Origin of the sequence: Rhodanobacter aciditrophus (genome assembly GCF_050026795.1) — a bacterium.
GTDB lineage: Bacteria > Pseudomonadota > Gammaproteobacteria > Xanthomonadales > Rhodanobacteraceae > Rhodanobacter_A.
In genome coordinates this window covers 289,920-312,069 of the sequence record NZ_JALBWP010000012.1, presented here as the reverse complement: position 1 = coordinate 312,069, position 22,150 = coordinate 289,920, and the positions used below count along the sequence as shown (strand labels likewise).

Annotated in this window: 23 protein-coding genes; 11 read left to right on the top strand and 12 right to left on the bottom strand. The window is 71.0% G+C overall.

Annotated features, from left to right (window positions below):
- Positions 1-3: 3 nt before the first annotated feature.
- Positions 4-354: an HPF/RaiA family ribosome-associated protein gene (locus ACQGNW_RS14435; RefSeq protein WP_426663917.1), complete on the bottom strand. Its 351-nt coding sequence runs from the start codon at positions 352-354 to the stop codon at positions 4-6.
- Between the two features lie 208 nt (positions 355-562).
- Between ACQGNW_RS14435 and ACQGNW_RS14430 the strand changes: the two genes are divergently transcribed.
- From ACQGNW_RS14430 to ACQGNW_RS14410, 5 genes are all read left to right on the top strand, one after another.
- A complete protein-coding gene (locus tag ACQGNW_RS14430) occupies positions 563-1,387 on the top strand; it encodes a universal stress protein (protein WP_426663916.1) in 825 nt (274 codons plus the stop codon).
- Positions 1,388-1,464: 77 nt separating this feature from the next.
- Positions 1,465-2,451, top strand: a complete 987-nt coding sequence (locus ACQGNW_RS14425) for a zinc-dependent alcohol dehydrogenase family protein (RefSeq protein WP_426663915.1) — start codon at positions 1,465-1,467, stop codon at positions 2,449-2,451.
- A 100-nt stretch (positions 2,452-2,551) separates the two neighbouring features.
- On the top strand, positions 2,552-3,202 hold the full coding sequence (locus tag ACQGNW_RS14420) for a BON domain-containing protein (protein ID WP_426663914.1): 651 nt from the start codon (positions 2,552-2,554) through the stop codon (positions 3,200-3,202).
- A 31-nt stretch (positions 3,203-3,233) separates the two neighbouring features.
- Positions 3,234-3,680, top strand: a complete 447-nt coding sequence (locus tag ACQGNW_RS14415; RefSeq protein ID WP_426663913.1) for a CBS domain-containing protein — start codon at positions 3,234-3,236, stop codon at positions 3,678-3,680.
- A 178-nt stretch (positions 3,681-3,858) separates the two neighbouring features.
- Positions 3,859-5,121, top strand: coding sequence for an NRAMP family divalent metal transporter (locus tag ACQGNW_RS14410; RefSeq protein ID WP_426663912.1), 1,263 nt, complete (start codon positions 3,859-3,861; stop codon positions 5,119-5,121).
- Positions 5,122-5,178: 57 nt separating this feature from the next.
- Here ACQGNW_RS14410 and ACQGNW_RS14405 read toward each other — a convergent pair whose 3' ends face one another.
- Complete coding sequence (locus tag ACQGNW_RS14405) at positions 5,179-5,601, bottom strand: universal stress protein (protein ID WP_426663910.1); 423 nt, start codon at positions 5,599-5,601, stop codon at positions 5,179-5,181.
- A gap of 216 nt (positions 5,602-5,817) precedes the next feature.
- Between ACQGNW_RS14405 and ACQGNW_RS14400 the strand changes: the two genes are divergently transcribed.
- Positions 5,818-6,393: a GNAT family N-acetyltransferase gene (locus ACQGNW_RS14400; protein ID WP_426663909.1), complete on the top strand. Its 576-nt coding sequence runs from the start codon at positions 5,818-5,820 to the stop codon at positions 6,391-6,393.
- Between the two features lie 12 nt (positions 6,394-6,405).
- On the top strand, positions 6,406-7,296 hold the full coding sequence (locus ACQGNW_RS14395) for a universal stress protein (RefSeq protein ID WP_426663908.1): 891 nt from the start codon (positions 6,406-6,408) through the stop codon (positions 7,294-7,296).
- Positions 7,297-7,386: 90 nt separating this feature from the next.
- On the opposite strand, the gene ACQGNW_RS14390 is transcribed toward ACQGNW_RS14395, so the two are convergent.
- The 5 genes from ACQGNW_RS14390 to ACQGNW_RS14370 are packed head-to-tail and all read right to left on the bottom strand — an operon-like array spanning position 7,387 to position 11,128.
- A complete protein-coding gene (locus ACQGNW_RS14390; protein ID WP_426663907.1) occupies positions 7,387-8,787 on the bottom strand; it encodes an MBL fold metallo-hydrolase RNA specificity domain-containing protein in 1,401 nt (466 codons plus the stop codon).
- A 5-nt stretch (positions 8,788-8,792) separates the two neighbouring features.
- Positions 8,793-9,230: a universal stress protein gene (locus tag ACQGNW_RS14385; protein WP_426663906.1), complete on the bottom strand. Its 438-nt coding sequence runs from the start codon at positions 9,228-9,230 to the stop codon at positions 8,793-8,795.
- Between the two features lie 24 nt (positions 9,231-9,254).
- The gene (locus tag ACQGNW_RS14380) at positions 9,255-10,016 is read right to left on the bottom strand and encodes a glucose 1-dehydrogenase (RefSeq protein ID WP_426663905.1); all 762 of its coding nucleotides are present in this window, start codon (positions 10,014-10,016) and stop codon (positions 9,255-9,257) included.
- Positions 10,017-10,056: 40 nt separating this feature from the next.
- Positions 10,057-10,893: a universal stress protein gene (locus ACQGNW_RS14375; RefSeq protein WP_426663903.1), complete on the bottom strand. Its 837-nt coding sequence runs from the start codon at positions 10,891-10,893 to the stop codon at positions 10,057-10,059.
- A gap of 28 nt (positions 10,894-10,921) precedes the next feature.
- The gene (locus ACQGNW_RS14370; RefSeq protein WP_426663902.1) at positions 10,922-11,128 is read right to left on the bottom strand and encodes a dodecin family protein; all 207 of its coding nucleotides are present in this window, start codon (positions 11,126-11,128) and stop codon (positions 10,922-10,924) included.
- A 181-nt stretch (positions 11,129-11,309) separates the two neighbouring features.
- Here ACQGNW_RS14370 and ACQGNW_RS14365 point away from each other — a divergent pair, with 181 nt between their 5' ends.
- The gene (locus ACQGNW_RS14365) at positions 11,310-12,020 is read left to right on the top strand and encodes a CBS domain-containing protein (protein WP_426663901.1); all 711 of its coding nucleotides are present in this window, start codon (positions 11,310-11,312) and stop codon (positions 12,018-12,020) included.
- Positions 12,021-12,084: 64 nt separating this feature from the next.
- Here ACQGNW_RS14365 and ftsH read toward each other — a convergent pair whose 3' ends face one another.
- Complete coding sequence (ftsH, locus tag ACQGNW_RS14360) at positions 12,085-13,926, bottom strand: ATP-dependent zinc metalloprotease FtsH (RefSeq protein ID WP_426663900.1); 1,842 nt, start codon at positions 13,924-13,926, stop codon at positions 12,085-12,087.
- 258 nt (positions 13,927-14,184) lie between these two features.
- Here ftsH and ACQGNW_RS14355 point away from each other — a divergent pair, with 258 nt between their 5' ends.
- Positions 14,185-14,376, top strand: a complete 192-nt coding sequence (locus ACQGNW_RS14355) for a hypothetical protein (protein WP_426663898.1) — start codon at positions 14,185-14,187, stop codon at positions 14,374-14,376.
- 21 nt (positions 14,377-14,397) lie between these two features.
- Here ACQGNW_RS14355 and ACQGNW_RS14350 read toward each other — a convergent pair whose 3' ends face one another.
- Both ACQGNW_RS14350 and ACQGNW_RS14345 read right to left on the bottom strand, forming a co-directional pair.
- Entirely contained in the window at positions 14,398-14,706 is a 309-nt protein-coding gene (locus ACQGNW_RS14350) for a YgaP family membrane protein (RefSeq protein ID WP_426663896.1), read from the bottom strand.
- A gap of 28 nt (positions 14,707-14,734) precedes the next feature.
- Positions 14,735-16,024 carry an NAD(P)/FAD-dependent oxidoreductase gene (locus ACQGNW_RS14345; RefSeq protein WP_426663895.1) on the bottom strand — a complete coding sequence of 430 codons (1,290 nt, stop codon included), beginning with the start codon at positions 16,022-16,024 and terminating at the stop codon, positions 14,735-14,737.
- Positions 16,025-16,356: 332 nt separating this feature from the next.
- Between ACQGNW_RS14345 and ACQGNW_RS14340 the strand changes: the two genes are divergently transcribed.
- A complete protein-coding gene (locus ACQGNW_RS14340; RefSeq protein ID WP_426663894.1) occupies positions 16,357-19,059 on the top strand; it encodes a plasma-membrane proton-efflux P-type ATPase in 2,703 nt (900 codons plus the stop codon).
- A 91-nt stretch (positions 19,060-19,150) separates the two neighbouring features.
- Positions 19,151-19,702, top strand: coding sequence for a DUF3175 domain-containing protein (locus tag ACQGNW_RS14335; RefSeq protein WP_426663893.1), 552 nt, complete (start codon positions 19,151-19,153; stop codon positions 19,700-19,702).
- Between the two features lie 274 nt (positions 19,703-19,976).
- On the opposite strand, the gene polX is transcribed toward ACQGNW_RS14335, so the two are convergent.
- Together polX and ACQGNW_RS14325 are read right to left on the bottom strand one after the other, a co-directional pair.
- A complete protein-coding gene (gene polX, locus ACQGNW_RS14330; protein ID WP_426663892.1) occupies positions 19,977-21,704 on the bottom strand; it encodes a DNA polymerase/3'-5' exonuclease PolX in 1,728 nt (575 codons plus the stop codon).
- Between the two features lie 8 nt (positions 21,705-21,712).
- The gene (locus ACQGNW_RS14325; RefSeq protein WP_426663891.1) at positions 21,713-22,144 is read right to left on the bottom strand and encodes a host attachment protein; all 432 of its coding nucleotides are present in this window, start codon (positions 22,142-22,144) and stop codon (positions 21,713-21,715) included.
- Positions 22,145-22,150 lie beyond the last annotated feature (6 nt).

Here is a 22,150-nt window from a genome sequence, read left to right as displayed (position 1 = left end):
TGCCTACCTGTCCGCGTGGGTCTTGACGCTGCCGCGGCGACGGCGCACGTGGTCCTCGATGCGGCGGCGCAAGGCGTCGAAGGCCTGGTTCGCCGCGACGTAGGGATCCTCGTTCCCGGCATCGGGTTCGTGCGCGTGGCCGACCTCCACCACGTCGTCGCGCAGGGTGGCCCGGGCGCGCACGCTGTAGCGGTTGCCGTGCCGGTGCCGCCGTTCGTCGACGCTGACCACGACGTCGCAGCTGATGATGTCGTCGGCGAAGCGGCTCAGGCGCCGGGCCCGCTCCAGGATCATCTCGCGCAGCGCTTCGGAGGGAGGCATCCCGTCGAAGGTTATGGAGGTGGAAATGTCCATGCGGCAACTCCTCGTGCGATGCATGCGTCATGCGCACCGCATGCTGCCGCGGTGCCGCCGGCGAGGGGTGATCTGGATCAACCGCGCGCGGACCTTCTTTGGCGCGGTTCTGTTGACCCGCGTCAACACCGGTCCGGTAGGCAGCGGCAACCTGTGGCTGGCCCGGGGAGTCCGCGCCCGGATCGCATGCCACGGGGGGAACAAGGCCATGAAAGACATCCTCATCCACGCCAGGGATTTCCAGGACCGCACGCCGGCGACCATCTTCGGCGTACGGCTTGCGGCGACGCTGCAAGCCTCGGTGACCGCCGTCTATGCCTGCCCGCACCCGATGCATTTCGCGCCCGGTTTCGATCCTTCGCTGATGACCGCCTTCATGGAAAACGCGCTGGAGCTGGTCAAGGACGCCGTCCAGGCCAGGCAGTCGTTCAAGGCGTGGGCGGCATCGCTGGGCGTGCCGAACGCCGACTGGATGGTCGCGCAGGGAGCCGCCTCCGACGCGCTGATGCAGGCGGCGACACGGCACGATCTGCTGGTGCTCGATCATCCGGCGAACAACCAGGGGCCGCCGTGGGACATTCCCGGCCTGATCCTCCGCACCGGCGTGCCGTGCATCGTCCTGCCGCAGGAGGAAACGCTGCCCGAGCGGCAGATCCAGCGCGTCGCACTGGCCTGGAACGGGTCGCCGGAAGCGATGCGGGCCATCCATGCGGCGCGCCCGCTGCTGCAGGGCAAGCAGGTCCTGCTGCTGTGGGGAGCGGTGGAGCGCGATGTCGACCACGGGGTGGAATGGGATCCGCCCTTCCACATCCTGCAATACCTGCAGAGCCACGGCATCGAGGTCGAGGAACACATGGTCGCCGCGAGGCACGACGACGTGGGCACGGTATTGCTGGATGCGTCGACGAAGTTCGGCGCCGACCTGCTCGTGATGGGCGCCTACGGCCGCAACCGTTTCAGTGAATGGTGGCTGGGCGGCGCCACGCGGCACGTGCTGACGTGGGCGGATATTCCGGTGCTGTTCCGGCATTGACGCCGGCGCGGCCGGAGGCGGCGATCCCTGCCGCGGCGTTGCCGGAAACCCAGAGAGGCATTCTGCGCATGTTCGCGATGGTCCTTCGTTCCCTGATGACGCCGCTGGTGCCGGAGGAGCGGCCCGACCCCCGGCCCGGCGCGGGCGAGGTGCGCATCCGCGTGGAGGCGTGCGGCGTGTGCCGTACCGACCTGCACCTGCTCGACGGCGAGTTGCCGCAGGCGCGGCTGCCGGTCGTGCCGGGGCACGAAGTGGTGGGCACGGTGGATGCCGTCGGTGCGGGAACCTCGATGTGGCAGGTCGGCGACCGCGTCGGCGTGCCGTGGCTGGGCGGCACCTGCGGCAGCTGCGACTACTGCGTGCACGGGCGCGAGAACCTGTGCGACGCGCCGGAGTTCACCGGCTGCACCCGGGACGGCGGCTACGCCACCCACGTGCTGGCGAATGCCGCGTTCTGCCTGCCGCTGCCCGCGCACGACTACCCCGACGCGGCGCTTGCCGCGCCGCTGCTGTGCGCGGGACTGATCGGCGGCCGCGCGCTGCGGCTGGCAGGGAAGGGCGCGGCGCTGGGCTTGTACGGCTTCGGGGCGGCGGCGCACATCCTGGCGCAGGTGGCGCATGCCGAGGGGCGCCGCGTGCATGCCTTCACCCGCGCGGGCGACGTCGAGTCGCAGGCGCTCGCGTACTCGCTGGGAGCCGTCTGGGCCGGCGGTTCCGACGAGCCGCCGCCCGGGCCGCTGGATGCCGCGATCATCTTCGCTCCCGTCGGCGCGCTGGTGCCCACCGCGCTGGCCGCCGTGCGCAAGGGCGGCACCGTGGTGTGCGGCGGCATCCACATGAGCGACATCCCCGGTTTTCCGTACCGCCTGCTGTGGGGGGAGCGCCGGCTGCTGTCGGTCGCCAACCTCACCCGCGCGGACGGCCACGCCTTCCTTGCCGCCGCCGCACGGGCCGGCGTGCGCACGCACGTGCACCGCTATCCGCTGGCCGACGCCAATCGCGCGCTGGCGGACCTGCGTGCGGGTCGCGTGCAGGGCGCGGCGGTGCTGGTGCCGCCGGCGTGATGTCCGGGCGGATGCCGCAGCGCACGGGACGATTGACCTGCATCAACATCCCGCCTTGCCGTCGGTCCATCGTGGGGCACCGAAGCACGGAGGATCAGCCATGCGTACCGACAGGCAGCTGCAGAAGGACGTCATCGAGGAACTCCACTGGGATTCGGCCATCCAGGCCGACCGCATAGGGGTGGAGGTGCGCAACGGCATCGTCACGCTGGACGGCACGGTCGGCAGCTACATGGAAAAGTACGCGGCCGAGCGTGCGGCGCAGCGTGTCGCCGGCGTGCGCGGCGTCGCCGTGCAGCTGGACGTGGTGCTTCCCGGCGACAGCCACCGCACCGATGCGGACATCGCGGACGCGGCCACCCGCGCCATCGAATGGAACGCGTCCGTTCCCAAGGGGCACGTGAAAGTGATGGTCGAGGACGGCCGCGTCACGCTCAGCGGGGAAGTGCCCTGGGCCTATGCGCGCACCGCCGCCGCGTCGTGCGTGCGCGGCCTGCTCGGCGTCAAGGACGTGGTCAACCTTATCGCGATCAAGTCGCCGGTCACGGTGCAGGACATCAAGGGAAAGATCGAGGCGGCCCTGCAGCGCCAGGCCCATCTGCGCAGCAAGGCGGTGACGGTCGGCGTCGACCGTGGCACGGTGACCCTGTCCGGCGAGGTCAGGTCGCTGGACGAGCGCGATGCGGTGGAGCAGGCGGTGTGGAACGCGCCGGGCGTGCAGACGGTCGTGGATCACCTTCAGGTGCATTGATGCGGGGCCGGGCCATCCGGAGGAGATCGTCATGCTTGCCAGGGATATCGCCACCACACGGGCGATCGAGGCCGATGCCGCGCAGAGCCTGCGCGAGGCAGCCCTGATCATGTACCGCCACCAGGTGCGTTGCCTGGTGGTGACCGACAGCCGGGCCGGCCGGCACGTGCCGGTCGGCATGCTCACCGCCGGCGACCTGTCGGCGGCAACGCGGCTGCAAGGCTGCGACGCCGACACCACCACCATCGCCAGCGCCATGTCGCAGCCACCCGTGTTGTGCCGCGAGGACAACACGTCCGCGGAGCTGATCGCGATCATGCGCGACAGCGGGCGGTGCCGTCTGCCGGTGGTGGATGCCGCCGGGGCGCTGGTCGGCATCGTCACCGCGGACGATCTGGTCGCCGCGATGGCCGAGTCGAGGGAAGACCTCGCCGACGCGCTGGTATTCGACCCGCCGCCCGGTTGCGCCGGCAGCTGAGGATGCGCCGGGCCTCCGCCGGAAGCCTGCACGGCCGCGTGTTCGGTGGCGGAGGGAGGCGGTGTGCCGATGTGGCGCCGGGGTCGCCGGCTCCGGCGGCTTGACCGGCGTCAACACGGCAGGCGCCCGCGCCATGTAGATCGGTGCCTGCACACTTGCAGGCAGGTCTTCCATGGTCATGAGCTTCACGGGCCGCGCTACGGCGCGCGGCGGCTGGGCGCGGCGCCTCGGCGCGGGCCTCATCACCGGCGCGGCGGACGACGACCCCAGCGGCATCGCCACCTACTCGCAGGCCGGTGCGCAGTTCGGCTACGGCACGCTGTGGACAACGCTGTTCACGCTGCCGCTGATGATCGGCATCCAGATGGTGAGCGCGCACGTGGGGCGCGTCACCGGGCGCGGCCTGGCGGCGAACATGCGGCGGCACTTTCCGCGCCCCGTGCTGGTCGCACTGGTGTCGCTGCTGCTGGTGGCCAACGTGATCAACCTGGCCGCCGACATCGGGGCCATGGGCGAGGCGCTGCGCCTGCTGCTGGGCGGTCCCTCGGTGCTGTATGCGCTGGGCTTCGCCGTGATCTCGCTGCTGCTGGAGGTGGTGATCCCGTTCCCGCGCTACGCGCCGCTGCTGAAGGCGATGACGATGAGCCTGCTCGCCTACGTGGCGACGGTGTTCGTGATCGACGTGCCGTGGGGCGAGGTGTGGCGTTCGCTGGTGCCGCGGGGGCTGGCGTGGCGCGACTACCTGGTGATGGTGGTGGCGGTGTTCGGCACCACGATCAGCCCCTACCTGTTCTTCTGGCAGGCCGCCGAGGAAGCGGAGGAGGAAGAGGTCGACACGACGCTGTCGCCGTTGACGGCGGCGCCGGAGCAGGCGGAGGAGGCCTTCGCGCGCATCCGCTTCGATACCGGGGTGGGGATGGTCTACTCGAACGTCGTCGCGTTCTTCATCATGCTCACCGCCGGCGCGGTGCTGCACGCGCATGGCGTCACCGACATCCGCAACGCCGCCGATGCGGCCAGCGCGCTGCAGCCGCTGGCGGGGCCGTATGCCGCCGCGCTGTTCGCGGCGGGCATCGTCGGCACCGGACTGCTGGCGGTGCCGGTGCTGGCCGGTTCCGCCGCCTACGCGGTGGCCGAGGCGTTCGACGTCAGGGCCGGCTTGGGCAACAAGCCCCGCGATGCGCGCGTGTTCTACCTGATCATCGCCGGCTCGACCCTGCTGGGGGCGCTGCTGAGCGTGTCGCGGCTCGATCCGATCCACATGCTGTTCTGGGCGGCGGTGATCAACGGCGTGATCTCGGTGCCGCTGATGGCTGGCATCATGCTGATCGCCACGCAGGAGTCCGTCATGGGCGCGTTCCGCGTCGGCGGATCGCTGCGCTGGCTGGGCTGGGCCTCGACGCTGGTGATGGCGGCCGTCGTGCTGGGGATGCTGCTTTGACCGTCGGGCACGGCCGCGGCGGGCGTCGCCGACAGGATCGGCGCGGAGCACGGCGCCTCAGCGGCAGACCAACACCGGCACGTCGCAGTTGAGCATGACTTGGCGCGTGACGTCGCCCGGCGGCGGGCCGTCGTGGCCGTGCGCACCCATCGCCACGAGGTCGCAATGCAGCCCGGTGGCGGTGCTTGCGATCGCGGCATGCGGGCGGCGGTCGAACACGTGCTCCACCTCGCAGGGCACGCCCGCGCGTGCGGCCTTCCGGCGCACCTCGGCCAGCTCGCGCTCGGCCTGCCGGATGGCGCGGCGCGCATGAGGGCTGCCCTGGATCGCGTCCGCCACGAAACCCACCGCCGGCTGCGGCGCCAGCACGTACAGGGCGTGCACGCGGGCGCCCAGCCGCGCGGCGAGCGCGATGGCCATGTCGGTCGCATGGCGCGCGGCGATGGAGCCGTCGGTGGCCAGGAGGATGTGTGTGTACACGGCCGGTACCGGTGGGGCGACGGCCACAGCGTCGCGCGGCGGCGGCCGGCGCTTGTTGATGCCGGTCAAGCGCCGCGGCCGCACGGCGGCCCGCGCCAGCGCCCGCGCACGGGAGTTGACCAGCATCAACTCGGGGGGGGCGCGAGTGGCTTACACAGGAAGCCACCGGAACCACGGCGCCGGCAACGGCGTCCTCCCGACCACCAGGGCAAGCCCATGACGACCAACGCATCGCAGCAGCCCGCCAAGGGCGCATTCAGCGACTACCCCCAGCTCCTTGCAGGCACCCACTGGATCGACCATCTGCTGGACGGCACCGCCGTGCTGATCCGCCCGCTGCGCGCCGAAGACCGCGAGCGGGAGGAGGAGTTCATCCGCCGCCTGTCGCCCGCGGCGCGCCGGTACCGTTTCCTCGGCAGCTTCCGCGAAGCGAGCCCCGCCCTGGTCGACCAGCTGATGGAGGTCGATTTCCCACGCCGGGTGGCGTTCGTGGCGCTGCTGCACGACAACGGGAAGCTGCGCGAGATCGGCGTGAGCCGGTTCGCCGCCGCAACCGACGAGAAGCAATGCGAGTGCGCGGTGACGGTGGCCGACGAATGGCAGCATCGCGGCCTCGGCGTGCTGCTGATGCGGCACCTGATCGACGTGGCGCGCAGCAACGGCTACAAGCGCATGGTGTCGCTCGACGATGCGTCGAACCAGCCGATGCGCGAACTGGCCGCCTTCCTGGGCTTCCGCCGCGAGCCCGTCCCCGACGACCCGGCACGCGTGATGCACATCCTGGAGCTGTGAGCGGAGCCCGCCATGGCCTTGCGCCCGCACCGATCCGGCGAAGCGTCCCCGTTCGCCAGCGCAGCCCGCGGAGCGGGCCACGCGCCGTCCGACATCCTCGCGCTCGTCACCTCGACCAACCCATGGAGCCCCTCGGTCGCGGCCGCGTTCGCGCTCGCCGCCCCGTGGGACAGCCACGTCACCGGGTGCTTCATCGATTCGGCGCTGCTCGTGCTGCGCGGACTCGACGAAGAGCCCTCGGTGCTGTCGCTGTTGCTGGAGCTGCCGCCGGAGTCGGAGGGCGTCGCCGAGGATTTCGGCAGGCTCGCGCGCCGCAGCGGCGTGCAGGGCGCCGCCTGGATGCGCGCGCAAACCGGGCTGGCGCACACGATGCACCAGCTGGGCGCCTGGCACGATCTCATCGTGCTGGAGCGCGACATCGTGCAGGGCGACGGCAGTTCCGCGCTGCTCGGCGAAGCCCTGCTCGGCTGCCGCAAGCCGTGCCTGATGCTGCCGCCGCGATGGGACGGCGCGCTGCTGGCGTTCGAGCGCGTGGCGCTGGCCTGGAACGGCAGCCTGGAGGCCACGCGCGCGATCCACGTCGCGCTGCCTTTCCTCGCGCGTGCGCGCGAGGTGGTGGTGGTGGACGGATCGACTCCCGCGGCGGTGGACGAAGGCGAGGCCCAGTCGTACTTCCAGCCGATCGATTACCTGACACAGCACGACATCGTCGCCCGGCGGCGACGCATCCACGTTCCTCCGCACGAGGCGGGCGACGCCCTGCTGCACGAAGCGAAGCGGATGGATGCGGATCTGCTGGTGATGGGGGCCTACGGCCGCTCGCGCCTGCGCGAACGCGTGCTGGGCGGGGCCACGCGCCGGGTCCTGCAGCAGGCGACACTGCCGCTGCTGATGCAGCATTGAGAGCACGGTGCGTCTGCGGCCGCGGAGCGGTGCGCAGGCGTGCATGGACATGCCGCGGGCGGTCGGCGGCACGTTCCCGGGAAATCGGGGTCAGGCCAGCAGGATCGGCTCGTGCATGCCCGGCATCTGGCTGGCGATGCCCCGCTGCTCCAGCACCCTGGCCATCGCCGTCATGCCGCGCTCGTACTCGCCGTGCACCAGGAACACCTTGCGCCGGGGCGTCGTGCCCAGCCAATCCAGCAGCGCGCCCTGGCCGGCATGGGCGGAGAAGCCGTTGATGGTCCACACCTGCGCCCGCACCTGGATCTCCTCGCCCAGCAGCCGCACGGACTTCGCGCCGTCGACGATGCGCCTTGCGAGCGTGCCTTCCGCGGCGTAGCCGACGAAGACGATGCTGCAGCGCTCGCGCCACAGGTTGTGCTTGAGGTGGTGGCGGACGCGGCCGCCGGTGCACATACCCGAGCCGGCCAGGATCACCGCGCCACGCTCGATGCGGTTGATCGCCATCGACTGCGCGACGTCGCGGGTGAAGCGCAGCCCCGGCATGGCAAAGGGATCGCTGTCGCGCAGCTGGTCGAGGAACGGCCGGTCGAAGCATTCCGGATGCCGCCGGAAGATCTCGGTGGCGGAGATCGCCATGGGCGAGTCGAGGAATACCGACATGTGCGGCGGCAGCTTGCCCGCCGCCGCCCCGCCATGCAGGTAGTACAGGATCTCCTGCGCGCGCTCGAGCGCGAACGTCGGAACGATCACGTTGCCGCCGCGCGCGAAGGTGTCGCGGATGGCGCGATGCAGCTCGTCCACGGAGTCGGGCAGGGCGCGGTGCGGGCGGTCGCCGTAGGTCGTTTCCATCACCACGTAGTCCGCCTCCGGCGCGGGCGCGGGATCGCGCAGGATGGGCCGCCCGGGGTTGCCGAGGTCGCCGGAGAACAGGATGGTGCGGACCTGCTCCGCGTCCGTCAGCGTGAGCAGGATGGAGGCCGAGCCCAGGATGTGACCGGCGTCGAGGAACCGTGCCCTGACGCCCGGGGCGACCGGCACCGTCTGGCCATAGGCCACCGGCGTGTCGAAGAAGTCCAGGCTGTGGAAGGCGTCGTCGAGGGTGAACAGCGGCGGCCGCGGACGCTCGCCGCGGCGGCGGTCGCTGCGTTCCGCGCGGGCGGCATCCTCTTCCTGCAGTCCGGCTGCATCCAGCAGCACGATGCGCGCGAGGTCGCGGGTGGCGGCGGTGGCCAGGATGCGGCCGCGGAAGCCCTGGCGAACCAGGCGCGGAATGCGGCCGCAGTGGTCGAGGTGCGCATGGGTGAGCAGCAGCACGTCGATGGACGCCGGCTCGAAACCGAACGGCTCGAAGTTCAGGTCGTCGAGGCCGCCGCCCTGGAACAGCCCGCAGTCGACCAGTACGCGGGTGTCGCCGCAGGTCACCAGGTGGCACGAGCCGGTAACCTGCTTGGCGGCGCCGTGGGCGCTGTAGGTGATGCGCGGGTTCATGCCCGCTAGTGGCACACCAGCACCGGCACGGGGCTCGTCTGCAGCACCTTCTGCGTCTCGCTGCCCAGCAGCAGCCGGTCGAAGCCGCGCCGGCCGTGCGACGCCATCACGATCAGGTCGCACTGGCGGCGCTGCGCCTCCTGCACGATCCATTCGCCGGGAGTGTCGCCGATGAGGTGGCCGCTGTCGCACGGGACGCCGGCCTTGGCCGCCAGGTCGCGCACGTCAGCGAGATAGCGCTCGGCGTGCTCCACGGCGCCCTCCAGGTACACGGCCTGGGTGGCGGTGATCATCTCCGCCACGTAGCTGATCGAGTGGAAGGGCGGGACGATGTGCAGCGCGAAGACGCTGGCGCCGCACGACTTGGCCAGCTCGATGCCCAGCTTCACGCCATGCAGCGCGAGCTCGGAGCCGTCGGTGGGTAGCAGGATGTGCTTGAACATGGGCGATTCCCCGTTGGCGTGGCGTTAGCGGCAGCTGTAGCCGCCGTCGATCACCAGCTCGCTGCCGGTGACGAACTTCGCTTCGTCCGAGGCGAGGTAGACCACGCCCCAGGCGATGTCGTCCGCTTCGCCCATGTGGCCGAGCGGGTGCAGCGCCGCGATCTCGTGGCGGTGGGCCGCGGCGTCGCCGCCGAGCGAGGCGAGGTGGTGCTCCACCATCGGCGTCCAGATGAAGCCGGGGTGGATCGAGTTCACCCGGATGCGGTCGGCGGCGTAGAGCAGCGCGTCGGTCTTGGCCATCAGGCGCACGGCGCCCTTGGACGCATGGTAGGGCGGCACGTCGGGCGCACCGACCAGTCCATAGATGGACGACAGGTTGATGATGCTGCCGCCACCGGCGTTGCGCATCGGGCCGATGGCGTGCTTGGTGCAGAAGAACACGCCCTTCACGTTGATCGCCTGCACCCGGTCCCATTCGGCTTCCGAGAGCTCGTGTGTGGGCTTGTTGGCGCCGGAGATGCCGGCGTTGTTGACCAGCACGTCGAGGTGGCCGAAGCGGGCGACCGTGTCCTTCACCGCCCGTTCCACCTCGGCCTCGACCGAGACGTCGGCGTGCAGATAGCAGGCGTGCTCGCCCAGCTGGTCTGCCAGCGTGCGGCCCGCTTCGTCGAGCACGTCGACGATGGCGACGCGCGCGCCGGCCTCCATCATGCGCCGCGCGCAGGCGGCGCCGATGCCCAGGGCGCCTCCGGTGACCAATGCGACCTTGCCGTCGAGCCTGCCCATGCGATGTCTCCCGTTCGGTGCCAAGAAATGTCGGAAAAGCTCAATGGCGCAGCAGCACCGGCAGCGCGGCATGCGCGAGGACATGCCGCGTCACCCCGCCGAGCACCCATTCGCGAAAGCGGGTGTGGCCGTAGGCGCCCATCACCAGCAGGCCTGCGCCGACCTCGCCGGCGGCTCCGAGCAGGGCGGCGCCGACATCGTCCTCGCTGCCGCCGCGGAGCGTGCGGCTTTCCACCGTCATGCCGTGGCGAAGCAGGTAGCCGGCGAGATCGAAGGGCGGCAGCCAGGCCGTCATCCTGACGGGCGGCCGCTGCTCGCCGCGCAGGATCACGACGCGCCGCGCGCTCTGCAGCAGGGGCAGCGCGGCGTGGACGGCGCGCATCGCCTCGATCGAGCCGTTCCAGGCGATCGCCACGGTATCGAGCGCGGGAAGCTGCGTGGGTGCGTGCTCCGGCACCACGATGCACGGCAGGTCGCCGGCGCCGAGGACGATGTTGCCCACCGACGACAGGGAACCCCACGCCGCATGGTCCGAGCGTCCGGTCACCAGCAGGTCGTGCCAGCTTCCGGCGAGGGCAAGCGCCTCGGGGACGTAGCCTTCGGCGACCTGCCAGGAGGCCTTGCGCTGGCCGAGCTGCAGGACATGAGCCTCGAAGGCAGCGGCGGACGCGGCGGCCTCCTTCTCCAGGTCGAGCGTCGCGTCCAGCAGCTCGGCGAACAATTCCGGTTCCTCGAAGGAAGGGAGCGCCGCCATGGGGGAGGCGCACACCCAGATGCCGGTCAGGTGCGCATCGAAGGCGCAGGCGAGACGCGCGGCGTATTCCACGCTGCCGCCCCAGCGCTTGAAGCTTTCCGAGAAAACCAGGATGTCGCGCATGGGAGTGACTTCTGAAGGATGGGGGGATTCAGTCCACGATGAAGGTCACGCGCAGGCAGGCCCGCCATTCGGTGATGTCGCCGTTCGCCGACGTGCGCACCTTGATGTCGCTGACCCAGGCGCCCTGGATCTTGTCGATGGTGGTGGCGACCTTGCGCAGCCCGGACTGCACGGCATCCTCCAGGCTCTTGCCGGAAGCGGCGTTGATCTCGATGGTCTTGGCGATGGTATTCATGGGCATCCCTCCGGTACGCGGCAAGTCGGCTTTCCGCGCGGGCCCGCGTGCCCGTGCGGCAGCTGCTGCCACCGTAGGCGTGGCCCGCTGCCGGCTTGTTGACATGCATCAAGGGATATCCGGATGGGCGGGGCGAGCATGCAGCAGGCCGGCGCCGATGCGCCGCCGCCGGGAGCCCGCCATGAAAGTCCGCGAAGCCATGTCCACCCGCGTCGTCACCGTGACGCCCGACACGCCGCTGGCCGATGCCATGCGCACGATGCTGCGCGAACGCATCAGCGGCTTGCCCGTGGTGGATGCGCAAGGCGCACTGGCGGGCGTGCTGACCGAGGGCGACCTGATGCGCCGCGCCGAAACCGGCACCGAGCCCACGCATCCCGCCTGGTTGCGCTTCCTGCTCGGGCCGGGCCGCATGGCGCGGGAGTTCACCGCCTCGCACGCCCGCCATGTCGGCGAAGTGATGACCCGCGAGGTGGTCGCCATCGGCGCCGATGCGCCGCTGGCCGACGCCGTGCGGCTCATGGAGCAGCATCGCGTCAAGCGCCTTCCGGTGCTTGGCGAGCGCGGGCTGGAAGGCATCCTCAGCCGCGCCGACCTGCTGCGCGCGTTCGTCGCGACCGCAGCCGACGCCGCGCCGGACGACCTGTCCGATGCGGCGATTGCCCGCCGCATCGTCAGCGAGCTCGACGCGAAGCCGTGGACGCCGCGGGAGACCATGAGCGTGGACGTGCACGACGGTGTGGTGACCCTGCGCGGCGTGCTCGTCGACGATTCCGTCCGCGCGGCGCTGGTGGTGCTGGCCGAGAACACGGCAGGCGTCGTGCGGGTGGAGGACCAGCTCACCACGGTGGAGCCCATGATGGGCATGGTGGTGCGTGCGCCGGAGCCCTGATGGTGGCCATCCGGCGCATGATCATGCGGGGCCGTGGACCAGGCGTTCGGGAAGGTGCGTGGCGTTAGCTCACCGGTACGGGTGCCGTGCCACGTTCGGCCAGCAGGGCGCGCAGCTCGTCGCCGGACAGCGATTCCTTCGCCAGCAGCTGCGCGACGGCGCGCTCCAGCACGGCGCGCCGCTCGGCAAGGATGGCCCGCGCCCGCACATAGGCCCCATCGACGAGGTCGCGCACGGCGCGGTCGACCGCGGCAGCGGTCGGGTCGCTGTAGGGCCGGGGGCACTGCTCGACGCGGCTGATGTCCAGCATGGTGGGCGTGTCCGCCTGGTAGCTCACCTGACCGAGTTCGGTGGTCATGCCGTAGCTGAGCACCATGTGGCGCGCGATGTCGGTGGCCTTGGCCAGGTCGTCCGCCGCGCCGGTGGAAATATCGCCGGACATCAGCGACTCCGCGGCGCGGCCGCCCATCAGCACGGCCATCTTGTCGGCCAGCTCGCCGCGCGACATCAGGAAGCGGTCCTCGATGGGGCGCTGGATCGTGTAGCCCAGCGCCGCCACCCCGCGCGGGATGATCGACACCTTCTGCACGGTGTCCACGCCGGGCAGGCTCAGCGAGACCAGTGCGTGGCCGAGCTCGTGACAGGCGACCACGCGGCGCTCCGCCGGGCTGAGGATGCGCGTCTTCTTCTCCAGGCCGGCGACGATGCGCTCGATCGCCTCGGTGACATCGCGCTGCTGCACGGCATCCACCTGCCGGCGCGTGGCGAGCAGGGCGGCCTCGTTGATCAGGTTGGCCAGGTCCGCACCGGTGAAGCCGGTGGTGAGCGCGGCGATTTCCTCCAGCGAGACCGCGGGGTCGAGCTTCACGCCGCGCACGTGCACGCGCAGGATCGCCACGCGCCCGGCCTTGTCCGGCCGGTCCACCAGGATCTGCCGGTCGAAGCGGCCCGCGCGGAGCAGGGCGGGGTCGAGGATCTCCGGGCGATTGGTGGCGGCCAGCAGCACCACGCCGCTGCTCGGGTCGAAGCCGTCCAGTTCGGTGAGCAACTGGTTGAGCGTCTGCTCCTTCTCGTCCTGCCCGCCGCTCACCGGTGAGATGCCGCGGGCGCGGCCGAGCGCATCCAGCTCGTCGATGAAGATGATGCAGGGCGCGTTGGAGCGGGCGCGCTCGAACAGGTCGCGCACCCGCGCCGCACCGACGCCCACGAACAGCTCCACGAACTCCGAGCCGCTGATCGACAGGAACGGCACGCCGGCCTCGCCCGCCACGGCGCGCGCGAGCAGGGTCTTGCCGGTGCCGGGCGGACCCACCAGCAGCACGCCCTTGGGGATATGCGCGCCCAGCCGGCCGTAGCCCTTCGGGTCGCGCAGGAAGGCGATGATCTCCTTCAGCTCGTCCTTGGCCTCGTCCACGCCGGCCACGTCCGCGAAGGTGGTGCCGATGCCGCGCTCCAGGTAGACCTTGACCCGGCTCTTGCCGATCGCCATCAGGCCGTCGCCGCGCGCGCCGGCGCCCCGGCCGGCCAGGTACAGCCAGCCCACGCCGAACACCAGCAGCGGGAACAGCCACGCCAGCACGCGCCAGAACGGGCTCGGGCCGGGCTCGGCGTGGAAGCTCACGCCCGTCGGCGCGAGCGTCGACACCAGGTCGGCGGGCACGCGCACGGCCATGAAACGGCGCGGACGGCCCGCGGCGTCGGGCTGCTTGAAGCTGCCTTGCACCGTATCGCCGGTGATCGTGACGTCGGCGATCTGCCCGGCCTGCACCGCGTGGAGGAATGCGCTGTAGGGTATGGTCTCCGCCGCGCCGCGGTTCCAGAGGTAGGCCTGGAGCGCAAGTACGCCGAGCAGTACGACCATCGCGTAGCGGTACGCCGTTTGCTGCCAGCCGTCGCGCTTGGCCATGGCCGTCTCCCTTCCGCCGGTCGGCCCATCGTGGCAAGTGCGGCAAGGGCGATCTTGATGCACGTCAACGTCACCGGGTGCCGGCGCAGCATGCTTTTTCGCACCTGTGCCGACGAACGGGGGTTCCGTCGGGTCGGCCGCTGCGCGGATGCGCGGCTGCGGATCGCTGGCCGGGTCACGTCGACGAGGGAGTACAGCCATGAACGCAGCCGGACGAGCCACGGCGAAAGCGTGCCGCAGCACGCCGGAGCGAGCGCCATGAAGCCCCGCCCCAGCCAGCCGGCGATCTCCACGCGCTCCACCTGCCTGTTGCTGGTCGCGATGGCCGGCGCGCTGCTCGGCCTGGTGCAGGGGCATCCCCTGGTGCGGCTCATCGCCGACTGGACGTGCGGCATCGGCGTGATCGCGCTCGCCGCCAGCCTGGTCCGCGACGCGCGCGGACCGCGGTGATCGCGACCCGCGCGGCCAGACTCAGCGGAATCGGTGGCGTGCGGAAGGCCGCGGCCGGTACGGCGGGTCCGGGGGCACGGAAAGCATGCCGTGCGCGTGGGCCTCGGGTGTGCGGGCATCGCCGTGTGTGGGGAAGGCGCAGCCCGGCTCCACGCCGAGGCGGGCGAGCAGCCTGGCCAGCGGGCAGAAACCGGTGAATGCGGACTGCAGCAGGTCGACGCCCGCGGCGAGCACCAGCAGGAACCACCACGGCGACACGAAATAGCCGAGCGCCAGGCCGGCCAGCACCACGTCGCCGGCGAAGGCCAGGACGATCCGGTCGATGTTCATCGCTGGTCTCCTTCCGCGCGGCAAGGCATCAGTGCGACGCCTTGTCCTTCTTCAAGATCTCGATGCCCAGCAGCTTGAGGACGTGGCGCTCGAACACCGGATGCGTATGGCCGCTGCGCACCTTGCGCAGGTAGTACTTCTCGAACGCGATCTTCGCCGCATGTACCCACTTGCCCTTCCTGGCCCAGGTGACGTTGCGCGGCGGGATCTGCGGCAAGGCCACGAACGCGGCGCCGGTATCGCCCATGTCCGCCAGGCAGACCGCGTTCCAGGTGGCGCGCGCATCGGCGGGGCGGCCTTCGACGTCGGCCCGGATGTTCTCGACGATCGCGCCCACCATCGACTCGATCATGAAACCGGTCTTGGGAGCGCCCGTCGGGACCGGCGTGGCCTCCACCGGCGGAATGGCCACGCACACCCCGGCGGCGAAGATGTTGCGGAAGGTGGGGTGGCGCTGGTGCGCGTCGATCAGCACGAAGCCGCGCGGGTTGGCCAGCCCCGGCACGCCGCGCACCGCGTCGACGCCGGTGAACGCCGGAATCAGCATCGCGAAGGCGTAGGGCAGGTCGTGCGAATGCACCGGATGGCCGTCGGCGTCCACCTCGTCGACCAGGACGCGGTCAGGCCCCGCCGAGGTCACCTTCGCGTTGGCGATCCAGCGGATGTCGCGCTGGCGCAGTTCCGTTTCCAGCAGCCCCTTCGAGTCGCCGACGCCGCCCAGGCCCATGTGGCCGACGTAGGGCTCGGCGGTCACGAAGGTCATCGGCACGCGGTCGCGCAGCTTGCGCCGGCGCAGGTCGGCATCCACGATCATGGCGAACTCGTAGGCCGGCCCGTAGCAGCTGGCGCCTTGCACCGCGCCCACGACGACCGGGCCCGGGTTCTCCAGGAACTTCTGGTAGGCGAGCCAGGCGGCCTCCGCGTGCGGACCGGTGCATACCGATTGCGTGAAGCCGCCTTCCGGCCCCAGGCCGGGGATCTCGTCGAACGCCAGGCGGGGACCCGTGGTGATGACGAGGTAGTCGTAGCCGAGGGTTTCCCCGCCGACCAGCCTGACCTGGTTTTCCCCAGGCAGGATCGTCTCCGCCGGTATCGCACTGTAGCGGATGCCGTGCTTGTCCAGCGGAGGGACCACGCTCACGCGGATCTGCTCCGGCTTGCGCCAGCCCACGGCAACCCAGGGATTCGACGGGGTGAAATTGAAGTAGGGTCCGTCGCCCACGACCACGATGTCGGCCTGCTCGCCCAGTGCGTCCTTCAGGTCGTAAGCCGCCGCCATGCCGCCCAGGCCGGCGCCAAGAATCACGATGCGAGTCATAGGCATCACCTCGATGGGGCGCGACGGGAGAGCATCCACGCCATGTCACGCGGAAAGCTCGCGCGGGAACGAGCCGGGCGTCTTGACGCCGATCAACGAAACGCCATTGCCCGATCGACCGCAGCCGGTCCGTTGCCATGGGCTCCACGCCGCCAGCCGCGGCTTGATGGAGATCAACAGCCGCCACGGCAGCCCTGGTTACCTTTCCCCGTGCCACGGACGGAAGGCGACGAGGCGCGGAAACCGTGGTCGACCCACGCACGGGAAGCGGCAGGGCAGACTCCGGGAGATGACGCGATGGCAGGCACGCTCTTCATCCTCGATGCGGCACCATGCAGCAGCGAGCGCGCCCACGACGCGTGGCGCCTCGCCGGTGCAACGGCGGGCCGCGACGGGCAACGGGCGCCGGAGAGCTGCCACGACGTCGAACGCATGCCCGGCAAACTGCCGCGCCGCGACAGTGTCGCCCGGTGCGGTACCCGCTTGGACGCGCGCGGCATGCAGGAAACGGGCACGGTCGACGGCGCGGCGCGTTCGAACCTGTCCGAACTCGCGAACCGGGTCCTGCAGGCAGACAAGGTTCCTGTGTCCTGACCATCCCGGTGCGGAGCGCGGAGGAGATACGGGTGAGCGAACGCACCGGTCCAGTGGGCAAGACGGTTGCCGAAACGTTCGCCGCGTTCTCCGCCAGCGCGGCGGGCCTTTCCGGCGAGGAGGCGCAAAGGCGGCTCGCCGAGCAGGGGCCGAACGCGGTGGAGGTGGCCAGGGCGCATCCCCTGGTCGCGCTGGCGCGGAAATTCTGGGGGCTGTCGGCCTGGATGATCGAGCTGATCGTCGTCGTCTCCCTGCTCCTCCACAAATGGGCAGACCTGTACGTCGCCCTGGCGCTGCTCGTCATCAACGCGATGCTCGGCTTCCTGCAGGAGCACCGCGCCACCGCGGCGGTGACGGCGCTGCGCAGGCGGCTGCGGGTGAAAGCGCGCGTGCTGCGCGGCGGCGCGTGGCAGGTCGTGTCCGCACGGGAGCTCGTTCCTGGCGATGTCGTGCGCCTGCGCTCCGGCGATTTCGTGCCGGCGGATGCACAGGTCATCGAGGGATCGCTGCGGGTGGACCAGTCCGCGCTGACCGGGGAATCCCGCGAGGTGGCCAGGAAGCACGACGATGAGCTGTACTCCGGCTCCGTCGTCAGGGAAGGAGAGGCGACGGCGGTGGTCGTGGCGACCGGTCCCGGCACCTATTTCGGCCACGCCGCGCAGCTGGTGCAGGGCGCGCATCCGAAGCTGCATGTCGAAGAGATGGTGACGCGCGTCGTCCGCTGGCTGCTGCTCATCGTCGGCACGCTGGTCGCGATCGCCATCGCGGCATCGCTTGTCGAGGGGCTGAGCCTCGCCGAGATCCTGCCGCTTGCGCTGGTGCTGCTGATGAGCGCGATCCCGGTGGCGCTGCCGGTGATGTTCACCGTCAGCATGGCAGTGGGATCGATGGAGCTGGCCAAGCAGGGCGTGCTGGTCACGCGCCTCGGCGCCGCCGAGGACGCCGCGAACATGGACGTGGTGTGCGCGGACAAGACCGGCACGCTCACCCGCAACCGTCTCGCGTTCCGGCGGGCGCTCCCGCAGCCGGGGTTCGACGGGGACGACGTGCTGCGCCTCGGCGCGCTGGCCTCGCAGGAGGCCGACCAGGACCCCATCGACCAGGCCTTCCTGCGCCGCGCCCGCGCGTGCGGCCTGCTCGGCGGCGACACCGTGCCGGTCTCGTTCATGCCGTTCTCGCCCGCGACGCGGCGCACCGAAGCTGTCGTCGCCCGCAACGGTGCGAGGATGCGGGTGACGAAGGGTGCGCTGCGCACCGTGGCGAAAATGGCGGGCCTCGACGCCGCGGCGATCGCCGCCGTCGAGGCGCAGGCGGCGACGGACGTGCAGGGCGGCGCGCGCATCCTCGCCGTGGCGACGGCCGATGGCGAGAGCCCGTGGCAACTCGTCGGCCTTGCCGTGCTGCGCGATGCGCTGCGCCCCGATTCGCGCCGGCTCATCGACGAACTGCGCGCGCTGGGCGTCGCCGTGAAGATGCTGACGGGCGATGCCTTGCCGGTGGCGCGCGTGTTCGCGGCGCGGCTCGGCCTGGGCGGGATCGTCGGCGCGGCCGAGCTGCACGCCGCCGCCATGGGCGGCACGGCGGAGCTGGTGCAGCGTTCGGGCGGCATCGCCGAGGTGTTTCCCGAGGACAAGTTCCTCGCGGTGAAAGCGCTGCAGGCCGCCGGGCGCGTCGTCGGCATGACCGGCGACGGCGTGAACGATGCGCCCGCGTTGCGCCAGGCCGAGGTCGGCGTCGCCGTGAGCGGCGCCACCGATGTCGCCAAGGGCGCGGCCAGCGTGGTGCTGACGACGGAGGGCCTGGGTGGCATCGTCGACCTCGTGCGCAACGGCCGCGCGATCTACCAGCGGGTGCTCACCTGGATCATCAACAAGGTGAGCAGCGCCGTCCTGAAGGCCGGTTTCGTCGTGTTCGCCCTGCTGGCGACGGGGCAGCTCGTGATCTCCGCCCTGGGCATGCTGCTGCTGGTGTTCATGACGGACTTCGTCAAGGTGGCGCTCGCCACCGACCGCGTGCATGCCTCGGCCGTGCCCGAGACCTGGGACATCGGTGCGCTGGTCGGGTTGGCGCTGCCGCTGGGCGTGGCGATGCTGCTGGAAGCGCTGGGCCTGCTCGCGTTCGGCTGGCGCTGGTTCGACCTCGGCGGCCATCCAGGCCAGCTGCGCACGTTCGCTTTCCAGACGCTGCTGTTCTTCTCGCTGTTTTCCATGCTGTCCATCCGCGAACGCCGACGCTTCTGGGCGTCGCGGCCGAGTGCCATCCTGGCAGCGGCGCTGCTCGCCGATGCGCTGGTGGGCCTCCTGCTTGGCCTGACGGGGCTGGCCGAATTGCGGCCGCTGCCGCCGATGCACACCGCGCTGATCGTCGGTGTCGCGCTGGCGAGCTGCCTCGGCATCAACGACGCGCTCAAATGCGTGCTGCTGCGGCGTCGGCGCGCGTGACGGCATGTCCCGGCAGCGGTTGTCGGCTGCTCCGCCACGGGAGGCATGCACACCGATGGTTCATGTCCGAATCTGCGGAGCTCCAGGCACCATGCGCCTGTACGTGGTCACGGCCGGAACGCCGTGTGCTCCGCCCGCGGCTGTGCAACTGGCGTGCCTCTTCGCCGAGGGATGGCAGGCGGCGCCGGAGCCGTTCCTTTCCATCGCCGCGTCGCTTGTCGACGGCATCGCAGGCTGGGCCTGGCGGCTGCCGTGCCACTTGCCGTGGCGCGGCATTCCGGCGGTGCGCCGAGACGTTGCGCACGCCGCCGCGGCGGCGGCGACCGTGAGTCCGCGCAAACCACGTCAGCCGGAGAACGAGTCCGGGCGCTGGTCGCAGCGGGTGACGCGGGAAAGCCATGCGCTGAAACTCGCTGCGGGTGTGTTCACCCTGGACGATCCCCACCGGATCGCCGCCTCGCTGAAGGCCTCCGCCGATGCCAGCCGGCAGCGCAGGGCGACGCCGTTCCGCTCGGCGATGTCCATGCTCTGCTTTTACATCAATCGCGCCGGCGACGCGCTGCCGGAAGAGCGGCGCGCGTGCCTGGAGGCCGCCAAGGACGAACTGCGCGCGCTGTACGGCCGGCCGCGCCGCGGCGTCTAGGCTTCGGGGCTTCAAGCCCTTGTCCGGTCCCAGCTTCGCGGGCAGGCTTGGAGGGCGGTGCCGGTTGGGGAGCTCAAGGCAGTCCGACAGGCCGCTTCCCCTGCAATTTCGATAACGGTTCCAGGTTCACATGCCTGATGTTCGGATGCATGCATGGTTCAACCATGGATGACGTGCGTTTAAGCGGGCGATCCATGGCTATGGTGGTCGAGTTTGGCCGCTGGCGGGGATCGACGGTTTCGCAGTGGACTCCGAAGCGGCGGGCACGGCCGCCTCAACCCATGGTCTTCGCGAGCGTCTCCTTCAGCTGCGGCAGCGGCAGCGTGTTGACCACGTCCTTCGCTTCCAGCCAGCCCCGCCGGGCCTGGCCGATGCCGAAGCGCAGGTTGCCGAAGCCGTGGACATCGTGCGCATCGCTGGAGATCGCCAGGCGCACGCCCGCGTCCATCGCCATGCGGCAGCCGGTGTCGTCCAGGTCCAGCCGCTCGGGTTGCGCATTGATCTCCAGGAAGCAGCCGCGCTCGCGGGCGTGGCGCGCCAGCCGGTCGAGGTCAACGTCATAGGCTTCGCGTTCGCCGATCAGGCGGCCAGTGGGGTGGGCGAGCACGCTGAAGCATGGGTGGTCCATCGCGCGCAGGATGCGTTCGGTCTGGCGCATGCGCGACAGCTTGAACTGGCTGTGCACGGCGCCGACGACGAGGTCGAGCCGGCGCAGCACGGACAGCGGCAGGTCGAGCTCGCCGTCCTCCAGGATGTCCACCTCGATGCCCTTGAGCGCCACGATGCCGGGGTGCTCCGCGTTGAAGCGGTCGATCGCGTCGATCTGCCGGACCAGCGCGTCGGCGTCCAGCCCGTGCGCCACCGTGAGGTGTCGGGAGTGGTCGGTGATGGCGATGTAGTCCAGCCCGGCACGGCGGGCCGCGGCGGCCATGTCGGCGAGGCTGGCGTGGCCGTCCGAGGCGTCGGTGTGCACGTGCAGGTCGCCGCGCAGGTCGCGCAGCTCGATCAGCGTGGGCAGCTGGTGCCGGGCGGCGGCCGCCAGTTCGCCGCGGTCCTCGCGCAGCTCGGGCGGTATGCAGGGCAGGTCGAGCGTGGCGTACACCGAGGCCTCGGTGTCGCCGGCGATGCGCCGCGTGCCGCGGTAGACGCCGTATTCGTTGATCTTCAGGCCGCGCTTCTGCGCGATGCGCCGCAAGGCCAGGTTGTGCGCCTTGGACCCGGTGAAGTAGACCATGGCGGCGCCGAACGAGGCGGGCTGCACCACGCGCAGGTCGACCTGCATGCCGCTCTTCAGCACCACGCTGGTGCGCGTCGGCCCCTGCGCGAGCACCTGCGACACCTCGGGGTGATCGAGGAAGAGGCGGTTCACGCCCGCGGCGCGGCGGCTGGCGACGAGCAGGTCGAGGTCGCCCACGGTGTCGCGCTGCCGGCGATAGCTGCCCGCCACGCAGAGTTCGGCGACGTCCTTCGATGCACCGAGATGGCGAGCCAGGGCATTGGCCTGCTGGGTGGCCTCGGAGACCTTCCAGCGCCGGTCGCTGGCCAGGTAGGCCTCCGCGGCCCGCATGAGGCCCGACTCGCTGCGCGCCCCGAATCCCCGCATCGAGCGTATGCGGCCGGCGCGCGCCGCGCCGACCAGGCGGCGTGCCGTGGTGATGCCGGCCTCGTGGAACAGGCGCCCGGCACGTCGCGGGCCGATGCCGGGAATGCGCAGCAGCTCGCGCAGCCCGCGCGGATGCGCCCGGCGCAGGCTGCGCAGCTGCCGGCAGGAGCCGGTGCGCACGATCTCTTCGATCTTCTCCGCGAGGTCCTCGCCGATGCCGGGCAGGGCAGTGAACGCCTCGGCGTCCTGCCCGGATTCGCCCAGCGGCTTCGGCCACGCCGCCACGGTGCGCGCTGCGTTGCGATAGGCGCGGATGCGGAAGGGGTTGGCCTGGTCCAGTTCGAGCCAGTCGGCGATCTCGTCGAAGACCGCGCCGATGGTGGCGTTGGTGGCGGCCACGCGCGGCGTCAGGCGGGCAGGTGGGTGCGCAGTTCCGACGGCGAGAGGGCCAGCAGCTCGTGGCGCACCTCGCCCACCACGCATGCCGCGGTCTGTTGGTCCAGGCTCTCGTGCAGCACGCCGAGGAAACGCGGTGGCGCCACCAGGATCAGCTTGTCGTAGCGGCCTTCCTGCCGCCCTTGCCGCACGATGGCGCCCAGGGTGTCGGCGAACCGCTGCGCGTGCTTGTCGCGCAGCGAGGTCTTCGGCTCGATCGCGTGGCGGCTGGGGCTGTTGCTTTCCTGCGTGCGCGGCAACCTGCCGTGCAGGGGATGGCGGCCCGGCGTGCGGCCGTCGGGATAGGCATAGCAGGCTATCTCGACCGGATCGGCCCCTTTCCGGGGCAATTCGAACAGGCGCGCCTTGGCGGCATCGGCAACCAGAATCCAGGTGTTCGGCATGGCGGG